Source organism: Pseudidiomarina mangrovi (assembly GCF_003999375.1).
Taxonomy (GTDB): Bacteria; Pseudomonadota; Gammaproteobacteria; order Enterobacterales; family Alteromonadaceae; genus Pseudidiomarina; species Pseudidiomarina mangrovi.
On sequence record NZ_RJLC01000016.1, the window covers coordinates 15,315 to 31,410 of the forward strand.

General features: G+C 51.3%; 16 protein-coding genes. All 16 read left to right on the forward strand.

What is annotated here, in order from left to right:
* Window positions 1-73: 73 nt before the first annotated feature.
* The 16 genes from EFO84_RS08160 to EFO84_RS08235 all read left to right on the forward strand — a co-directional run bounded on the left by EFO84_RS08160 (window position 74) and on the right by EFO84_RS08235 (window position 16,096).
* The gene (locus EFO84_RS08160) at window positions 74-1,006 is read left to right on the forward strand and encodes a hypothetical protein (protein WP_127347571.1); all 933 of its coding nucleotides are present in this window, start codon (window positions 74-76) and stop codon (window positions 1,004-1,006) included.
* Window positions 1,003-1,617 (forward strand): hypothetical protein, encoded by a 615-nt coding sequence (locus EFO84_RS08165; RefSeq protein WP_127347572.1) that lies wholly within the window; start codon window positions 1,003-1,005, stop codon window positions 1,615-1,617. Before EFO84_RS08160 ends, EFO84_RS08165 begins: the two co-directional genes overlap by 4 nt.
* Window positions 1,614-2,258, forward strand: a complete 645-nt coding sequence (locus tag EFO84_RS08170; RefSeq protein WP_127347573.1) for a hypothetical protein — start codon at window positions 1,614-1,616, stop codon at window positions 2,256-2,258. The genes EFO84_RS08165 and EFO84_RS08170 overlap by 4 nt, the downstream gene beginning before the upstream one ends.
* Window positions 2,245-2,598: a hypothetical protein gene (locus EFO84_RS08175; RefSeq protein ID WP_127347574.1), complete on the forward strand. Its 354-nt coding sequence runs from the start codon at window positions 2,245-2,247 to the stop codon at window positions 2,596-2,598. Before EFO84_RS08170 ends, EFO84_RS08175 begins: the two co-directional genes overlap by 14 nt.
* Entirely contained in the window at window positions 2,595-4,229 is a 1,635-nt protein-coding gene (gene mshL / locus EFO84_RS08180; protein ID WP_205701966.1) for a pilus (MSHA type) biogenesis protein MshL, read from the forward strand. Before EFO84_RS08175 ends, mshL begins: the two co-directional genes overlap by 4 nt.
* Window positions 4,230-4,232: 3 nt before the next feature.
* A complete protein-coding gene (locus EFO84_RS08185) occupies window positions 4,233-5,162 on the forward strand; it encodes an ExeA family protein (protein WP_127347575.1) in 930 nt (309 codons plus the stop codon).
* On the forward strand, window positions 5,159-6,334 hold the full coding sequence (locus EFO84_RS08190) for a tetratricopeptide repeat protein (protein ID WP_127347576.1): 1,176 nt from the start codon (window positions 5,159-5,161) through the stop codon (window positions 6,332-6,334). Before EFO84_RS08185 ends, EFO84_RS08190 begins: the two co-directional genes overlap by 4 nt.
* Window position 6,335: 1 nt before the next feature.
* Window positions 6,336-8,105 carry a GspE/PulE family protein gene (locus EFO84_RS08195; protein ID WP_127347577.1) on the forward strand — a complete coding sequence of 590 codons (1,770 nt, stop codon included), beginning with the start codon at window positions 6,336-6,338 and terminating at the stop codon, window positions 8,103-8,105.
* On the forward strand, window positions 8,098-9,321 hold the full coding sequence (locus tag EFO84_RS08200; protein ID WP_127347578.1) for a type II secretion system F family protein: 1,224 nt from the start codon (window positions 8,098-8,100) through the stop codon (window positions 9,319-9,321). Before EFO84_RS08195 ends, EFO84_RS08200 begins: the two co-directional genes overlap by 8 nt.
* Before the next feature lie 92 nt (window positions 9,322-9,413).
* A complete protein-coding gene (locus EFO84_RS08205) occupies window positions 9,414-10,001 on the forward strand; it encodes a type II secretion system protein (RefSeq protein WP_127347783.1) in 588 nt (195 codons plus the stop codon).
* Between the two features lie 53 nt (window positions 10,002-10,054).
* A complete protein-coding gene (locus EFO84_RS11885; protein WP_127347579.1) occupies window positions 10,055-10,627 on the forward strand; it encodes a type II secretion system protein in 573 nt (190 codons plus the stop codon).
* Between the two features lie 168 nt (window positions 10,628-10,795).
* On the forward strand, window positions 10,796-11,299 hold the full coding sequence (locus EFO84_RS08215; protein ID WP_127347580.1) for a prepilin-type N-terminal cleavage/methylation domain-containing protein: 504 nt from the start codon (window positions 10,796-10,798) through the stop codon (window positions 11,297-11,299).
* Window positions 11,296-11,841 (forward strand): type IV pilus modification PilV family protein, encoded by a 546-nt coding sequence (locus EFO84_RS08220; RefSeq protein ID WP_164742410.1) that lies wholly within the window; start codon window positions 11,296-11,298, stop codon window positions 11,839-11,841. The genes EFO84_RS08215 and EFO84_RS08220 overlap by 4 nt, the downstream gene beginning before the upstream one ends.
* Window positions 11,841-12,656, forward strand: coding sequence for a PulJ/GspJ family protein (locus tag EFO84_RS08225; RefSeq protein WP_127347582.1), 816 nt, complete (start codon window positions 11,841-11,843; stop codon window positions 12,654-12,656). Before EFO84_RS08220 ends, EFO84_RS08225 begins: the two co-directional genes overlap by 1 nt.
* Window positions 12,640-13,062 (forward strand): type II secretory pathway component, encoded by a 423-nt coding sequence (locus tag EFO84_RS08230; protein ID WP_127347583.1) that lies wholly within the window; start codon window positions 12,640-12,642, stop codon window positions 13,060-13,062. The genes EFO84_RS08225 and EFO84_RS08230 overlap by 17 nt, the downstream gene beginning before the upstream one ends.
* On the forward strand, window positions 13,049-16,096 hold the full coding sequence (locus EFO84_RS08235; protein WP_127347584.1) for a DUF6701 domain-containing protein: 3,048 nt from the start codon (window positions 13,049-13,051) through the stop codon (window positions 16,094-16,096). The genes EFO84_RS08230 and EFO84_RS08235 overlap by 14 nt, the downstream gene beginning before the upstream one ends.

Sequence of the window (16,096 nt, forward strand, 5' to 3'; positions counted from 1 at the left end):
GCCATGGCATCAGGCGGCGGTTCTAGGCATACTAAGCCTATAATAAAAAGTATACCGATTCAGGGGTTCAACATTGTTGGATTTTTTGCGCAAACGCCAGCACAGTGACGTATTGATTGCTATCTCGCTACATAGTGAGTCGGTCGGCTTGGCTGTGGCAAAACGTAATAATGATGTGATCGAATGCATTGCTTCTGATACACAAGGCGTAGTGGCGAAAAACTACGCAGGCGCAATCCAACAACTTGTTAACAAATACAGCCGTTTTACCAAAGGTGATCCGGCGTTAGTGTTAGTTTTAGGTGCCTCGTTATATCAGAGCGTAACCCTTGAACGGCCTAAATTACCGGCTGAAGAAATTGCTGCGGGCTTGCGTTATAGCCTGCGTGACTTAGTGAATTTAGCCCCAGTCGATATTATCGCCGATTATTACGATTTGCCGGTGCAGCTGCCTGGCCAAGATAAAATTGTCGCGGTGATCGCCGATCGTCAATTATTAACTCCAGTACTCGAGTGCATTCACGACATCACCGATAACCTACTGGCTATAACCGCTGAAGAGCAGGCTGTGGCGCAATTGTTTAATAGCCAATCGGACCCGGCGGTGGTGGTCTATCAAGCGCCAGGTCAAGCCGCCTTGATGCAGGTGTATCGTGAGGGCGCGTTGCAGGTCAACCGGTCCGTGCGCACACTAGACCGTATGAGCGACCTAAGCAGTGAAGAAATCAACATGGGTGGTCTGCAGCCACTGAGTGTTGAAGTGCAGCGCTCAGCCGATTATTTTGAACGGCAGTTGCGGCAACGCCCAGTGAAACAAGTGGTGTTAGCCTTCCATCACGCCCAAAAAAATGTCGTGGTCGAACAATTAAAGACTGACTTAGGCCTAGATGTGCGTTGGGCCAATTATCCGCTGTGGGCGCAAGAGCTAGCCACAGGCGATTATGGGGATTTTCCGCTGTTAGGTGGGGTGATGCTCGGTTACGAATTGCAGGAGGTTGAAGCATGAAGCAATTTGCTAACCTCTATCTGGCCGAGCTGCGCCCAAATCGTGAGCGCTTAACACTGAATTTTGCTGCTGCCGCAGTAGGTATTACGGTGGTGTTGCTGGTGCTGGTTACCCTGAGCATGAACTGGGTAGTAACCGACAAAAAAAGCAACGTCAACGCCTTGCAAACTGAGTTGACGCAGTTACAGACGCAGGTTAAAGAATATCAAGATTTACTGAATACAGCTTTGAACGATCCGCAGCTACTCGGTGAAATTGCTGCAGTAGAGCAAAAAGTTGCGCAGCAACAACGGCTGCTGCAGCAAATGTTGCAAACCACCGCCGGCTCGCAAACCAGCTTTGCTGGCGTGATGTACGATATCGCAGCGGTTGATATTGATGATCTGTGGCTGCAAAGCATTAGTGTGAGCGATGGCCAACTGAGCTTGCGGGGCAGTAGCTTGAATCCAACTGTGCTACCGATTTGGCTGAACAGTTTTAGTGATCAGCCGAATTTACGCGGCCGCCAATTTGGCGTGTTCGAATTGCGTGCCGGCTCAGAGCAAGAGGTGTTGCAATTTACCGTGGGCAGCTTGAGTAGCGGCGCGACCAACACTGAGGTGCAACCATGAAGCAACAATGGTTGCAATGGCAAGCCGCGTTCATGACACTACCGCAACCGCGGCGGCGCTTTTGGCTGCTGCTCTCGGTTATTGTAGTGCTGTACCTCGGGGTGTGGATGTATCTGTTACCATTGCGCGATAGCTCCGTTGTAGCAGACCAGCAACAACGTCAGTTAACGGTACAAATTAATGCCGCGCGGAATGAACTGGCCGGTATACAGCAACGCTTGCAGTCTAATCCAAAGGCGCCATTGGAGCGTCAGTTAGAGCAGCAACAGCAGCGTTTAACCCGAGTGACTGAGCAGTTAGCGAAAGAAACTAGATATATCAGCGCGGCGGATAATCGTGATCTATTACGCGCGTTGTTGACGACTGCTGCTGGGGTCAAGGTGCGCTCGGCGCAAGCATTACCGGTGGAGCAGGTGTATCGTGACCCGCAAGATACCAATACCGGTATTTATAAGCACCGTTTACAGCTGGTTATCACCGGTAGTTATTTTGATATACATAATTACTTTGAAACGCTAGAGGGTTTACCTTGGGCGTTTTATTGGCAACGCATGGATTACCGTGTTACCAGTTATCCAAATGCAGAAGTCACGGTAGAAATTTATACCCTGAGTTTGGAGCGCGACTATGTGGCGAGCTAACTCAATGATCATGGCGGTGGTGTTGACCACAGCCGTTGCACCGAGCATGGCACAGCAGTTGTCTGATCCGACTGCACCGCCGCGGTTGCAGCAAGGCAATCAAGGGCGTGTGGTAGCGGCTGGTAGCTTAAGGCTGCAATCCATTACCTGGGATGATACACACCGGATAGCACAAATTAATGGCATGCGCTTAAAAGTGGGCGATAGCCTCAATGAATATAAAGTTAAGACAATTGGCATGGACCAAGTTACGCTGGTGAATACCAGCAGCAACGATGAGCTGATATTGGCGCTATTTTCAGCGTCGGGCTTTGAGCTCCTGCCGGAGGGAACAGAATGATTCGAATGACGTGGATGGTTATCGCGATGCTGTTGCTGGTGGGCTGTGCCTACCAGCCTGAGCGCTTTCCAACCGAAGTGGATAACGCCCTGAAGGATGATGGTGGGCGGCCAGCCCAAACTGCTTTAGCGCGGCCACCATTACCTGAATCGGTGCAGGCCAGCCTGCGCGCCGACGATCTACAATTGCGCGCAGCAACATCACAACTGTTAGCTGAACCGCGCTTCTCGTTGAATGCCAATCGGGTCAATGCCAGCGAGTTTTTTGCCGGTTTAGCACAAGACTCGCCCTACAACATTATCATTCACCCTGATGTTAGCGGTGAAATCACTCTTAGCCTCAAAGACGTCACCCTCACTGAAACCTTAGAGGTTGTCAGCGATATTTTCGGATATGAAATTCGCCGTCAAGACCGCATGATCCGGGTTTTCCCAGCCGGCCTGCGTACCGAAACCTTTACCCTTGACTATTTGTCGATGCAACGCAGCGGTAGTTCATCCACCAGCATTACCCAAGGTGGCGTGAAAGAAAACGACCGCAATACCAACAACCAAGGCACTCGTACTAACAACAATAATATGGAGTTAGGTGGCGAGGGCGGAACCGCACGTAATGATGTTGGCGTGGGTGGTGGCAACAATGGCTCGTCAATTAGCAGCTCATCGTCGACCAATTTGTGGGGCGATATCGAGAAAATTCTTGAAGGCATTATTGGCCAGGGCGACGGTCGCCGTATTTCCTCGGCACCACAGGCTGGTTTATTAACCATTACCGCGTATCCGCATGAACTGCGTGCAGCACGAGAGTTTTTGGTGAGCATGCAAGAACGCCTGCAGCGCCAAGTTATTATTGAAGCACGCATTGTTGAAGTGTCGTTAAACGATGAGTATCAGCAAGGTATCAACTGGACCGATATTTTCACCCTGGGTAATGCGACTGGCTCCATTAACTTTAATAGCTCAGCGGTGACCAGTACTGGCGGTGTGTTTGGCGCCTCGGTGAGCGTTGGCGACTTCAGCGGTGTGCTCAACCTGCTGCAAAACCAAGGCAACGTGCAGGTATTGTCGAACCCACGGGTGACCGCACAAAATAACCAGAAAGCGGTGATCAAAATTGGTGAAGACCAGTATTTTGTTACCAACGTGTCGACCACGACCATTACTGGCACTGCCACCACCTCTACGCCGAACATTGAGCTCACGCCGTTCTTCTCGGGTATTTCGTTGGATATCACTCCGCAAATTAGTGACGACGGTCGGGTTACCCTGCATGTTCACCCATCGGTGGTGCAAACCAATCAGCAAGAAACCGTGGTGAAACTCCAGAACGACACCATCGTGTTGCCATTAGCGCAAAGTAATATTCGCGAAAGCGACACCATTGTCACCGCGCGTAATGGCGAAGTGGTGGTATTAGGCGGTTTGATGCAAACCACTTACAGTGACTCCGAAACCAAGGCGCCAGTACTGGGCGATATTCCAGTAGTTGGCAATCTGTTTAAAAACACCAATCGCCGTGAGCAGAAGAAAGAACTGGTGATCTTAATTCGCCCGATTATTGTCGGTGCCGATACCTGGCAAAGCGAACTTGAGCGTACCAGCGAACTGCTGCAACGTTGGTATGGGAATTAATTCATGTATCAAGCGCATTTTGGCCTCCGCGAATTGCCGTTTACGCTGACCCCAAACACCAGTTTTTACTGTGATTTGGAAGGTCACCGTTCGGCGTTGCAGGTGCTGACTACCGCGCTCGATACCGGTGAGGGTTTTATTAAGGTTGTGGGTGAAGTGGGTACCGGCAAAACTCTGCTGTGCCGCAAACTGCTCAACGAATTGCCCGACAATTATGTCACTGCTTATATTCCTAATCCGCACGTAACGCCCGACGAACTGCGCGGCCAAATAGCACGTGAGTTGCAAGTTGAAGTGGATGACCCGCACAATCAGCAACTGCTGACTCAAGCTATTCAGCACAAGCTGGTGCAGCTCAATAAAGACGATAAAGTGGTGGTGATTGTGCTTGATGAAGCACAAGCGCTGCCATCAGAAAGTTTGGAAGCATTGCGGCTGATTTCTAATCTGGAAACCGAAACCCGTAAACTCTTACACATTGTATTATTCGGCCAGCCTGAGCTGAACGAAAAACTGGCGCAGCGCGAGCATCGGCAGTTACGTCAGCGCATTGCCTTTAGCTATAACTTGCAAGCCATGAATATGCAGGAACTCGCCCGTTATATTTCTCATCGGTTGCACATTGCCGGCTATAAAGGCCCGCCGATGTTTAGTGCCAGTTCAGTGCGACTATTACACCAAGCCAGTCGCGGTATCCCGCGTTTAGCCAATGTACTGTGCCATAAGGTGTTGCTGCTGTGCTATGGCGAAGGCTCGTACATAGTGGGGCCCAAGCAAGTTCGTGCCGCCGTTGCTGATACCGAAGACGCTACTTTGCCAGCGCGTCTGTGGCCATGGTTTAGTCTCGCCACCATAGTGGCTGTCGCAGCATTGATGGGCTTTGCTTGGCAGCAAGGTTGGTTGCAAACGGTGATAGCGAGATTAGTGCCATGAGCGTGATCAATCGTATGCTCAAAGACCTCGACCAGCGTCAACATCGCCCAGCCGATGAACAGTATACGCCTGCCGCTATTGCACCTGAGCCGGTGCGTTGGGGGTTATGGGCGGGTATTGGTTTAGCCGTGCTGGCTGTAGCGGGTGGTAGTTGGTGGTGGCTAGCCACAGCGCCCATGCCAGCACAAGCCGTACAGCCCGATCAGGTGACTGAGCTGCAACAACCGCAGGTGACCGAACCGCTGCAAACCGCCGAGGTGCAGCAGCTGGAAGTACAGAAGCCAGAGCTACAGCAGCCAGAAGTGAAGCAGCCGATTGCAGAGCAGGTAGACTTGCAGCAGCAGCGCGAAGCGGATGCGTTAGCGGTGCAAGCAGCTGAGCAACTAGCGGCCGAGCAGCTCGCGGCCGAACAATTAGCAGCCGAGCAATTAGCAGCCGAGCAGCTCGCTGCAGAGCAATTAGCCGCCGAGCAACTAGCGCAGCAACAGCAGACCGCACAAACCCAAGTGCCGCTGTATCAAAAGCAAGTGGAACAGCCCAAGCAACAGGTTGAGCAACGCGACGACTCCAGCTTTGCTATTGAACGGGTGCAGTTGAGCCCGGCTGAATTGGCCGAAAGCAATCTTGCCAAAGCACGGACAGCATTTCGCCAAGGCGAGCGTGAGAAAGCGCAAGATTTGTTAGAAAAAGCCCTCATCGTCATGCCTGAGCATGTTGCCGTGCGCAGCGAGCTAGCGGCATATTGGTATGGTCGCGGCATGTCCAGTCGTGCACTATCATTGTTGCGCCAAGGGCTGGATTTACGCCCGCAGCAGTCTCAATGGCAACTCTTATATGCACGCATATTAGAGCGCAGCGGCCGTATTCAAGATGCTTATGATGCGCTGCGGTATGTCGAAGCCGATACCGAAGATGCGCTGGAATTACTGCAATTACGCGCAGCATCCGCCAATCAGTTAGGGTTGTTTGCCGAGGCCGCAGCCGATTACACCGAGTTAGCGGGCGACTTGCAGCAAGGGCGCTGGTGGATAGCCGCTGCCGTGGCCTATGAAGATGCCAACAATATCACTGCAGCAGTACAAGCTTATCGGCAAGCCTTGAATTTTAGTGACTTGAATAGCGACGCTGTGACCTATGCCAGTCAGCGCATTCGCGCGTTAGGGGGCCAGTAGTATGCGTCCTCGCTTAAAGATGCGGCTTGGCGATTTACTCGTTCAAGAAGGCATCATCACCGAGAAGCAGCTGCAAGCCGCACTCGACGACCAACGTAATAACGGGCGTAAGCTCGGTGTCACGCTCATTGATTTAGGCTTTTTAAGCGAACGAGACCTGCACGAATTCCTCGCCAAGCAGCTGAATATTCCGCTGATTGATTTACGCGACCGTAAAATCAGCCAAGACGCCTTGCAGCTGGTGCCAGAAATACAAGCGCGCCGCTATAAAGCCATCGTATTAGAGGCGACCGCTGATTCAGCCCTAGTGGCGATGAGCGACCCAGCCGATTTGGCTGCCGTGGACGCTATTGGTAACTATTTGGCACCGCGCGAAATTAACCTCGCGGTAGTGCCCGACCAAGAGCTCTTAGAAGCCTTTGATAGCCTCTATCGACGCACCAAAGATATCAAAGATTTTGCCAGCCAGCTGCAAACCGAGTACCAAGATGGCAACGAGTTTGACCTCGGCCAATTGTCGCTCGACGAAGAAGGCGAAGACGCTACCGTTGCTAAGCTGTTACAGTCAATTTTTGCCGATGCCGTGCAAATTCGTGCCTCGGATATTCATATCGAGCCCGATGAAAAAGTACTGCGCATTCGTATGCGTATTGATGGCGTGTTGCAAGAAAACATCCTCAACGAAACCGCCATTGCTGGGGCGTTGCTGCTGCGGCTGAAACTGATGGCGGGCTTGGATATCTCGGAAAAACGTATGCCACAAGATGGCCGTTTTCATATCACCGTGAACCAGCACAATATTGATGTGCGGGTTTCGACTATGCCGACGCAATACGGTGAGTCGTGCGTTATGCGTTTACTCGACCAATCGGCAGGCTTATTGGATCTTGAGCAAACCGGTATGCCGGAGCATATTCTCAAGCGCATCCGTCGCATTATTCACAAGCCCTACGGTATGTTGCTGGTCACCGGTCCTACCGGCTCGGGTAAAACCACCACCTTGTATGGTGCGCTGTCGGAACTGAACACCGCTGAAAAGAAAATTATCACCGTCGAAGACCCGGTGGAATATCGCTTACCGCGTATTACCCAGGTACAAGTGAATAGTAAGATTGGCTTGAACTTTGCCAACGTACTGCGCACCACCTTGCGCCAAGACCCAGACATTATCATGGTCGGTGAGATGCGCGATCAAGAAACCGTTGAAATTGGTCTGCGCGGCGCCATCACCGGTCACATGGTGTTGAGTACCCTGCACACCAACGATTCGATTACTAGCTCCATGCGCCTAGTCGATATGGGCGCGAAGCCCTATTTGGTCGGTGCGGCATTGCGCGGTGTGCTGGCGCAGCGCTTGATTCGCCGCGTGTGTGAAGGTTGTAAGACCGATGCGACAGTTGAACATGCTGATCTCGCTTTATTACGTGGGCTTGATGCCACCGTACCACGCGATGGCAGCGGCTTCAAAAAGGGTCGCGGTTGCCGCAATTGTAACCATACCGGCTATAAAGGTCGTATCGGTGTGTTCGAACTACTCGAAATGAATGACGCCATGATGGATGCCTTGCGCGACAGTAATATGCGTGAATTTGCTCAGGCGGCACGCCATTCTGAGGGCTATAAGCCCCTGGCCGCGGTGGCTCTAGAGTATGCTCGCAGTGGTATCACCACCGTTGAAGAGGTTCTGTTCTTGGCCGAAACGGTCGAAGAAAAATCGCTCCGCGTGAGTAGTATCAATGATGGCAGCGTCAGTGAGGGCGACCATGGCTGATTATCGCTATCGCGGTCGCAGCAACGACGGCCAAATGGTCACCGGGGTGATTGATGCCAGTAACGAGATGGGCGCAGCAGATGCCCTCATTAAACGTGGTATCATGCCAACAGATATTGCCCTGGCGCAAAAAGCAGCCGGCGCACCAGCATTGAAGTTAGAGCTATTTAAGCCCAAAGTAACCAGCGATGACTTGATTGTGTTCACCCGGCAAATGTATGCCCTGACCAAAGCTGGCATCCCAATTTTACGGGCTATGGAAGGTTTGGCGGAAAATACCACCAATAAAACCTTGTCTGACGTGCTGTTTGATATGGTCGATCAGTTACAACGCGGGCGCCAGTTGTCGGCAGCTATGGCCAAGCACTCCAAGGTGTTTCCGCGGTTGCTGGTGTCGGTGGTGCATGTTGGCGAGAACACGGGTCAGTTAGAAGAATCGTTTTTGCAGTTATCCGACTACTTGGCCAAAGAGCAGGAAACCCGCAAAGCCATCAAAACCGCGTTGCGCTATCCAAGCTTTATTATGATTGCTTTAGTGATTGCCATGTTCGTGCTGAATATCTTCGTGATTCCGACCTTTGCCAGCATGTTCGCGCGTTTTGGTACCGAACTACCGCTCACCACGCGCATGATGATCGCCACCTCAAACTTCTTTGTGGCGTATTGGCCGGCTATGTTGTTAGCCATCGTGGTGTCAATGGTGTTGTGGGTGCGCTTTATCGCCACCGACCGCGGCCGCTATTGGTGGGATTCGATCAAAGTGCGCATCCCGTTGGTAGGTGAAATTGTCATGCGCTCATTGTTGTCGCGTTTCGCCCGTAGTTTCTCGGTGATGTTGCGTGCTGGTGTGCCGTTAACACAAGGCTTGAGCCTAGTAGCCGATGCGGTTGATAATAGTTGGATGGGGCGTAAAATCGTCGATATTCGCCGCAATATTGAAAAAGGCGACAGCATGACGCGCTCAACCCGCAGCAGTCAGCTGTTCACGCCTTTGGTGTTACAAATGATCGCGGTCGGCGAAGAAACCGGCCGTGTCGACGAAATGTTGACTGAGGTCGCAGATTATTATGAGCGTGAAGTCGACTATGACCTTAAACGCCTCACTGCACGTATCGAGCCCATCATGTTAGTAGTGGTCGCGGCCATGATTGGCGTTATGGCGCTAGGTATCTTTAGCCCAATGTGGGATATGATGAGCGCCTACCAAGGCAAGTAACAATTTTAACAAGTGACTATAACAAAAATTATTTGCACAAAAGTTATGTGCGCTTGATAATAACCGGTAATAGGGGTAGTGGAATGAAATTGATGACAGACCAGAAGCAGCAAGGCTTTACCCTGATCGAACTCATCATCGTGGTGGTGATTTTAGGGTTATTAGCTGCCTCAGCTCTGCCACGCTTTACCAGCGTTACTGCAGATGCCGAAGACGCCGCCTTAGAAGGCGTTGCCGGTGGCTTTGCCAGCGCTGTGGGTTTAGTGCGGGCGGAGTGGGAATTGCGTGGGCGGCCGCGTGGCAATGAAGATGGTGCCGGCGCCGAAGTGATTATGGATGGTATTACCGTCAACGTCGATGGCAGTACCGGCTACCCTGTTAGTGGCAACAGTAACTTTGATGCCCACGACCTGAATATGACAGCCGAGGATTGTCGCACCATTATGCAAGCTATCTTGCAAGGTGCGCCAACCTCGACAACCAGTTTTACCCTACTGGGTGAAAATCGTTATTTCGTCGCGCGCGAAAATAACGGAACCAATGATATTTGCGTGTATTATCTCGCCAATACCATTAAACAAAGGGCGTCAGCCCCGGCAGGCACTGACTACCTTAGCGTGGGCAATGCATTCGTGTATAACCCGCGTACCGGTGGGGTTAGCATTTACAGTAATAATTAACTCTTAGTTTTAAATTTTGGGGTTCTATCCCTTTACAGAAAAGGAAGTGCGTTATGAAAAACCAAAAAGGTTTTACTTTAATTGAACTGATCATCGTGATCGTCGTTTTGGGGATCTTAGCTGTTACTGCTGCTCCTCAGTTTATTAACTTGGGTACTGATGCCCGTATTTCAACGCTGCAAAAAATTGAGGCATCAATGTTGTCTGCAGCAGATATCGTATACGGTAAGTCACTTATTGCAGGCGATGAGAAGTTAGGGATTAATACTCAAGATACAGTGGCACTAACTGATGATGCCTATAACATTGTTGATGGATACGATGTGTTGTTTGGTTATCCAGCACCTAGTGCGGCTGGTATCATCAAAGCATTGAACCTGCCAGTAGCTGATTGGGATATTAAATACTCTAAAGATAATGTTGATCCTGCTGCAAATCCAGCTGTTGGTCAAGATGTCGTCATTTCTCCTGTAGGCCGCAACGTTAATACTGATGAAGGTACACCTACTGCGCCACGTACAGCAGGATTAGATTATGCTGAAATCACTAATTGCTTCATCAAATACACTGGTGCAGCAGACGCAACTAGCCGTCCGGTAATTGTTATTACAACCACAGGTTGTTAATCAACCTAGCTAAGTTTTGAAAAAAGGCGCTTCGGCGCCTTTTTTATTGCTCGTCATAGCGTTCTGATATCGCACAGATATTTCTACCCGCGGTGACTTGCTGCAATTTCTGCAACCACGTATAGTCAGTGATGTTTACAATTCGTGCAGCTAGGACAATACCCTGCCATGACGCGCTCAAAAATCAACGGCTTAACTATCATTGAGTTGGTGGTCGTGATTGTTATTATCGGCATTCTTGCGGTCACCGCAGGGCCGGTATTTTTTGGTCGTCAGGGTGTGGATGAATACCTCTTTCAAGCTCGCCTATACAGTGTGTTGCGGCTGCAACAGCAAAAAGCCATGCAAGATACCGGCAACTGCTACGGGGTGATTGTGCAAAGCAATCGCTTTGCCGCCACCGACGATTGCAACACCAGCATTATTGCCGATCCACTGGCTAACCGCGGCCTCGGAATTAGCCAAGGAGAAGCCAGCGATGCCGGATTAGTCATATCCAGCACCGCCGCTAGTGTACCCTACACGATAAAATTCAATGCCCTAGGTTGCCCCGTCACTATTCCGGATAGCTGTGATGATGGCGTCAACCATCAACTCAGCATTGTCGGCACCACCACGTTACTTGTATGCGTGAACAGTCAGGGCTATATGAGCAAAGGGCCGTGCTTATGAACGGCGCCTGTCAGCACAGTCGCCAAAGCGGCTTTACCATTATTGAAGTCATCGCTGGCATTATTGTGCTGGCCATTGCCTTGCTGGGGTTCTCGGTAGCGTTTGGACCACAGGCGGCGCGCTCGGTGGATACCATTTACCAAGTGCGCGCTACGGAATTAGGTAGCTCGTTGCTTAACGAAATCGTCAGTTTAAGTTTTGATCAAGCCAACAACCGCGCTGGCGGCAGCGCTCGATGTGGCGCTGTAGCGCCCAATGCGTGTACCGCAGACATTGATTTTGGCCCAGAGCCTGGCGAAAACCGCGATGATTACAACGATGTTGACGACTTTGATGAGTTCAGCGCTACCGGTGAGTTGCTCACTGGCACCACCATTAGTGAGTTATATAAAAACTTCACCGTTCTGGTCACCGTATGCTACGCCGAAACCGCCATTGCCGCCTGTACCACCAGCATTGAAGATTACAAAAAGGTACAGGTATCGGTGACCACACCTAACGGCCAGGTGTTTAGCTTTACCAGCTACCGGGGGAACATATAATGTCCCGGTCAGCGCGCGGCTTCACCCTGATAGAACTTATTATCGTGATTGTGCTGCTGGGCATTGTGGGTATTAGTACCTTTAGCTTCTTGGGTTTTGGCACCAAAATTTATACCGATGGTATTGCCCGCGATGAGCAAGTCGGCATTGGTCGGTTTGTGTTAGAGCGGCTAAGCCGGGAATTAGAAAATGCCTACCCGGGCAGTATTCGGGTCAGTGCCGATGAGCGTTGTATTGAGTTTATTCCGGTCAACGCCGGCAGTCTGTATACACAAATTCCGCGGCCTGGCAGCATTGTGCCATTTCAAGCGGTGACGCCATTTGAGTACAGTTTTGCCACCGGCCAAAAGCTAGCGGTATTTGCCTTAACCGAATCACACCTGTATGCCACCACTGATCGGGTCAAAAGCATTGATGCGGTAACCGCCGATACGCCGAGCGCTGGCTTTAGTGAATTTACCCTAGCAGCGGCTGATGGTGCTACCTTTCAACGCGAAAGCCCAGCCAAACGTTTTTACGTGTTAGACCCGCCGGTTAGTTGGTGTATCACCACCGGGCAGCAGCTACGTCGCTATTGGGGTTACGGTTGGCAAACCACTCAGCCAGATTTAACCACCTTGCCACTGACTGGTAATCAAGCGTTGATTGCGACTAATATGGCTAATAATTTTGCTGAGCCGAGCCAATTACCGTTTCAATTGGCCGCGACCGATGTGCGCCGCACCACCATTGAGCTGGTGTTGCTGGTGGGCAGCGATAATAGTACTGAGATTTTAACCATGCATCATGGGGTGACCATTGCCAATCTACCCTAATACGCCATTGCAACAGCGCGGTAGCGCCTTAGTCGTCGCCATCTTCGTGATTGTGGTGATGGGCTTATTGGCGTCTGCCTTGTTTGGCTTGTTCGGTAGCGCCAGTCAATCGAGCGTTGCAAACGTGGGTGGAGCCCGCGCTAACTTTGCCGCTAAAACCGGCGTGCAACACGCTTTTTTAAAATTATTTCCGACTGCTGGTGGAGCTGCCGACTGCTCTGTCAGCAATCTCACCTTTGTTGAAGAAGGCTTGAGGAACTGTACTGCCGAAGTGACTTGCGCAGAAATACCGGTAGCAAGTTTATCTGCCACGTTGTATCGGCTAGAGGCCACAGGGAGTTGTGAGTTAGGTACTGAGACCTACACCCGCCGCTTGCTCGCCGAGGCCACCGATGCGAACGATTAAACGCTTTCTTGCCTGCCTTGCACTGCTCTGGGCGCTCCCTGCTTGGGCCACCAACTACACCATGCCCAATGGCCTCGATACTGGCGTATTTCAGGGTTGTAGCAACAGCGTTTTAACCAGCACATTAACCTGTACCAATGTTTTATTCCCGACTAACCAGAACCATAGTTTAACCAACAACGCCGGCGTGCCCTACACCTTAGTAGTGACTAATACCTTTCGCCAAGGTGCGACCAACATTAATGGTCCAGACCTTAGTATTGTTCTGCAAACCGGCACCTTCACCATGACCACAAACCGCGCCTGGAATGCCAACTTAACCCTACCGGGCGATTTTGATTTAGTACGCAGCGGCAGTGTGGGTAGCTTCAACATTGGCGGTAACCTGCTACTAACGCAGAGTGTGACCGGTAATGTGGTGGTGGGTGGTAATTTAACCTTTTCGGGTAATAATCGCGCCATCAGTGGCAGCGCTACGGTTACCGGTAGTCTTATCGGCGCTAGCGGCAGCCAAGTCGCCGGTAATACCAGCGTAGGTGGTACCCTGACTACCGGCGGTGCGTTTACCGTGGGTGGTGATTTGACCGTGAATAATTTAACCCATGCCGGTAACACCATGACGGTGAATGGCAGTGTGATAGCGTCGGGCACAGTGAATGCTAGCAGCACCTTGACCGTGGGCAACAGCGTGACCGCCAATGGGGCATTTACTGCGCTCGGCACCATTGGCGGCAATGTGACCGTGGGCGCCGCTGGCTCGTTTAATTATAATGGCACTATTACGGGTAATATCGTCGCCGAAGGGCCAGTGACGGTCAGTGGAACCGTGCAAGGCAATATCAATGCCAGTGCGGCGGTGGTCAATAATGCTACGGTACTCGGTTATATCAACTCACCGTCTATCACCGGTATTGGTACCGCGGTACAAACCTGTGATTTTGGTAACAACTTAACTGATGCCTGCCCGGCAGCTGGGGTTATTGATCACTTTGAGATTGTTCACGACGGTGCCGGTTTAGTGTGTGAAACCGAATTAATCACCGTGCGTGCTTGTCAAAATCCGGTTTGTGATGCCTTTACCGTGACCACCGGTAGCTTCACTTTAAACGCGGTATCGCCACAGGCGACGCTGAGTGTGAACGCCTCGTTTGATGGCAGTGGCACACCTTTGGTGGTGCCATTTGATTTTGATATTGCCCGTAGCTATACGCTCACCATCACCAACAGCTCGGATATTCCGCTCAATCCCACCGAGTGTGATCTGTTTGGGGTGGATAACTGTGTGATTGATGTGGCTGATTCCGGCTTTATTGTTGAAGCGCCAACCACGGTGGTGGCCGGAGACAGTTTTGATTTAGTGGTGCGCACCGCCACTATTGGTGCTTGTACGACGGACCTTACCGGTATTCAAACCGTTGAAATCGGTATGGACTGTACCAACCCCGGTGCTTGTTTACTGCCGCTCAGTGGTAACGCCACTAACATCGCTGAATTACCCATTTATACCGAATTAACCGTTGATTTTGTCAATGGCGAAGCGGTGATCCCGATGCAGTATCCAGACGCTGGTGCATTTACCGTGGCGGCGCGCAAACAAATCAAACCCAATGCGTTTATTATTGGCGCGCTGACGCAAGATATCGTCGCTCGCCCAGCCAACTTTTCTATCACCACCACCCCGGTGTCTACGGCATCGGCATTCAGCGCCGATTACAGTCAAGCGCCGGTATTTGCCAAAGCCGGTGAGTATTTCAGCGTGGTGATTGAGGCGCTGAATTCACTGGGGGCGGTGACGCCAAACTACGGTAATGAGGTGCCCATACAGGAGCCACAGTTACTGGCGACGCCCACCTACTTAGCGCCATTGACCGGTGGCAGTGTCAGCGTCGATACCGCTTTGAGTAAGTCGGCTGCTGGGCAATTCAGCAGTAATCAAGTGCGCTACAGTGAAGTGGGCGTGATTCAATTACTCGCGGAGCAGGCTGGCAGTAGTTACCTTGGCGGCCCCACGGTGACCGGCAGTAGCACCGCGGTTGGACGCTTCAGGCCGGCCTATTTTAGCGCTGCCGAAGCCTATGTACCGCTACTACAACCAAGCCAAGATGATTTCACCTATGTTGGGCAAAACCTGACGTTTCATAGCGATTTCCCGCAGTTAGTACTTACTCCGCGTAACGTGCAAGGCGCTATCGTGTCAAACTATGCCAATAGTTTCTTTAGTTACAGTCCCGATTGGTCGGCTCGCAGTTATACCCATAGCATTGCCTGTGATGGCGCTGGCCCGTATTCGCTGAGTTTTTCCGGCAGCAGTAATGCGGTGATTAATAATGGCGATAATACCGATGCCAATGCTGAGTTTGCGGTGTCGTTACCGAGTGAGGATGCGCTGGCCTATAACAAAGACTATGCCAACCCGAAAGCACCCTTTGCCGCCTGTGCCACACTCACCCTTGCGGCGACCGATGTGACCGATCAAGATAATGTCTGTGTCAAAGTGAATGATGCCGGCAGCTGCCTAGCATTTACATTTAGCACCTTGCAGGGAACAGAGTTATTAGATGGGCGGTTACAATTATTGCCTGCCTATGCTCCGACAAATGACATACTGGACTTACAGTTTTCAATCGAATATTTTGACGGTTCAGCGTTTCGCCGCAATAGTCGCGACAACAGCACGGATTATGACAGTAGTTGGCTGGAGCCAACGAGTAGTCGTTTCGTAAACTTTGTTTCGAGTGCAAATTTGACCGCCGCGGATTTAGTCACTGATCCGCTGCTAGCGACAGCAGTCACTGCTGGTCGCCGACAACTCACAGCACCGTTACTGGTGAGTCAGAATACAACACCCGGATTACCCGGGCAGTTTGATTGGCGGCTCAATTTAACTGAACTTGGCTTACCTTGGCTTGGTTACAATTGGGCTGAAACTTGCAGCCCATTGGTTGCGCCAGAACTAAACCCATGCACACCGCTAGAGTTTGGCTTGTTTAGAGGGAACGACAAAGTGGTTTATCAACGCGAGGTAGGTTGGTAA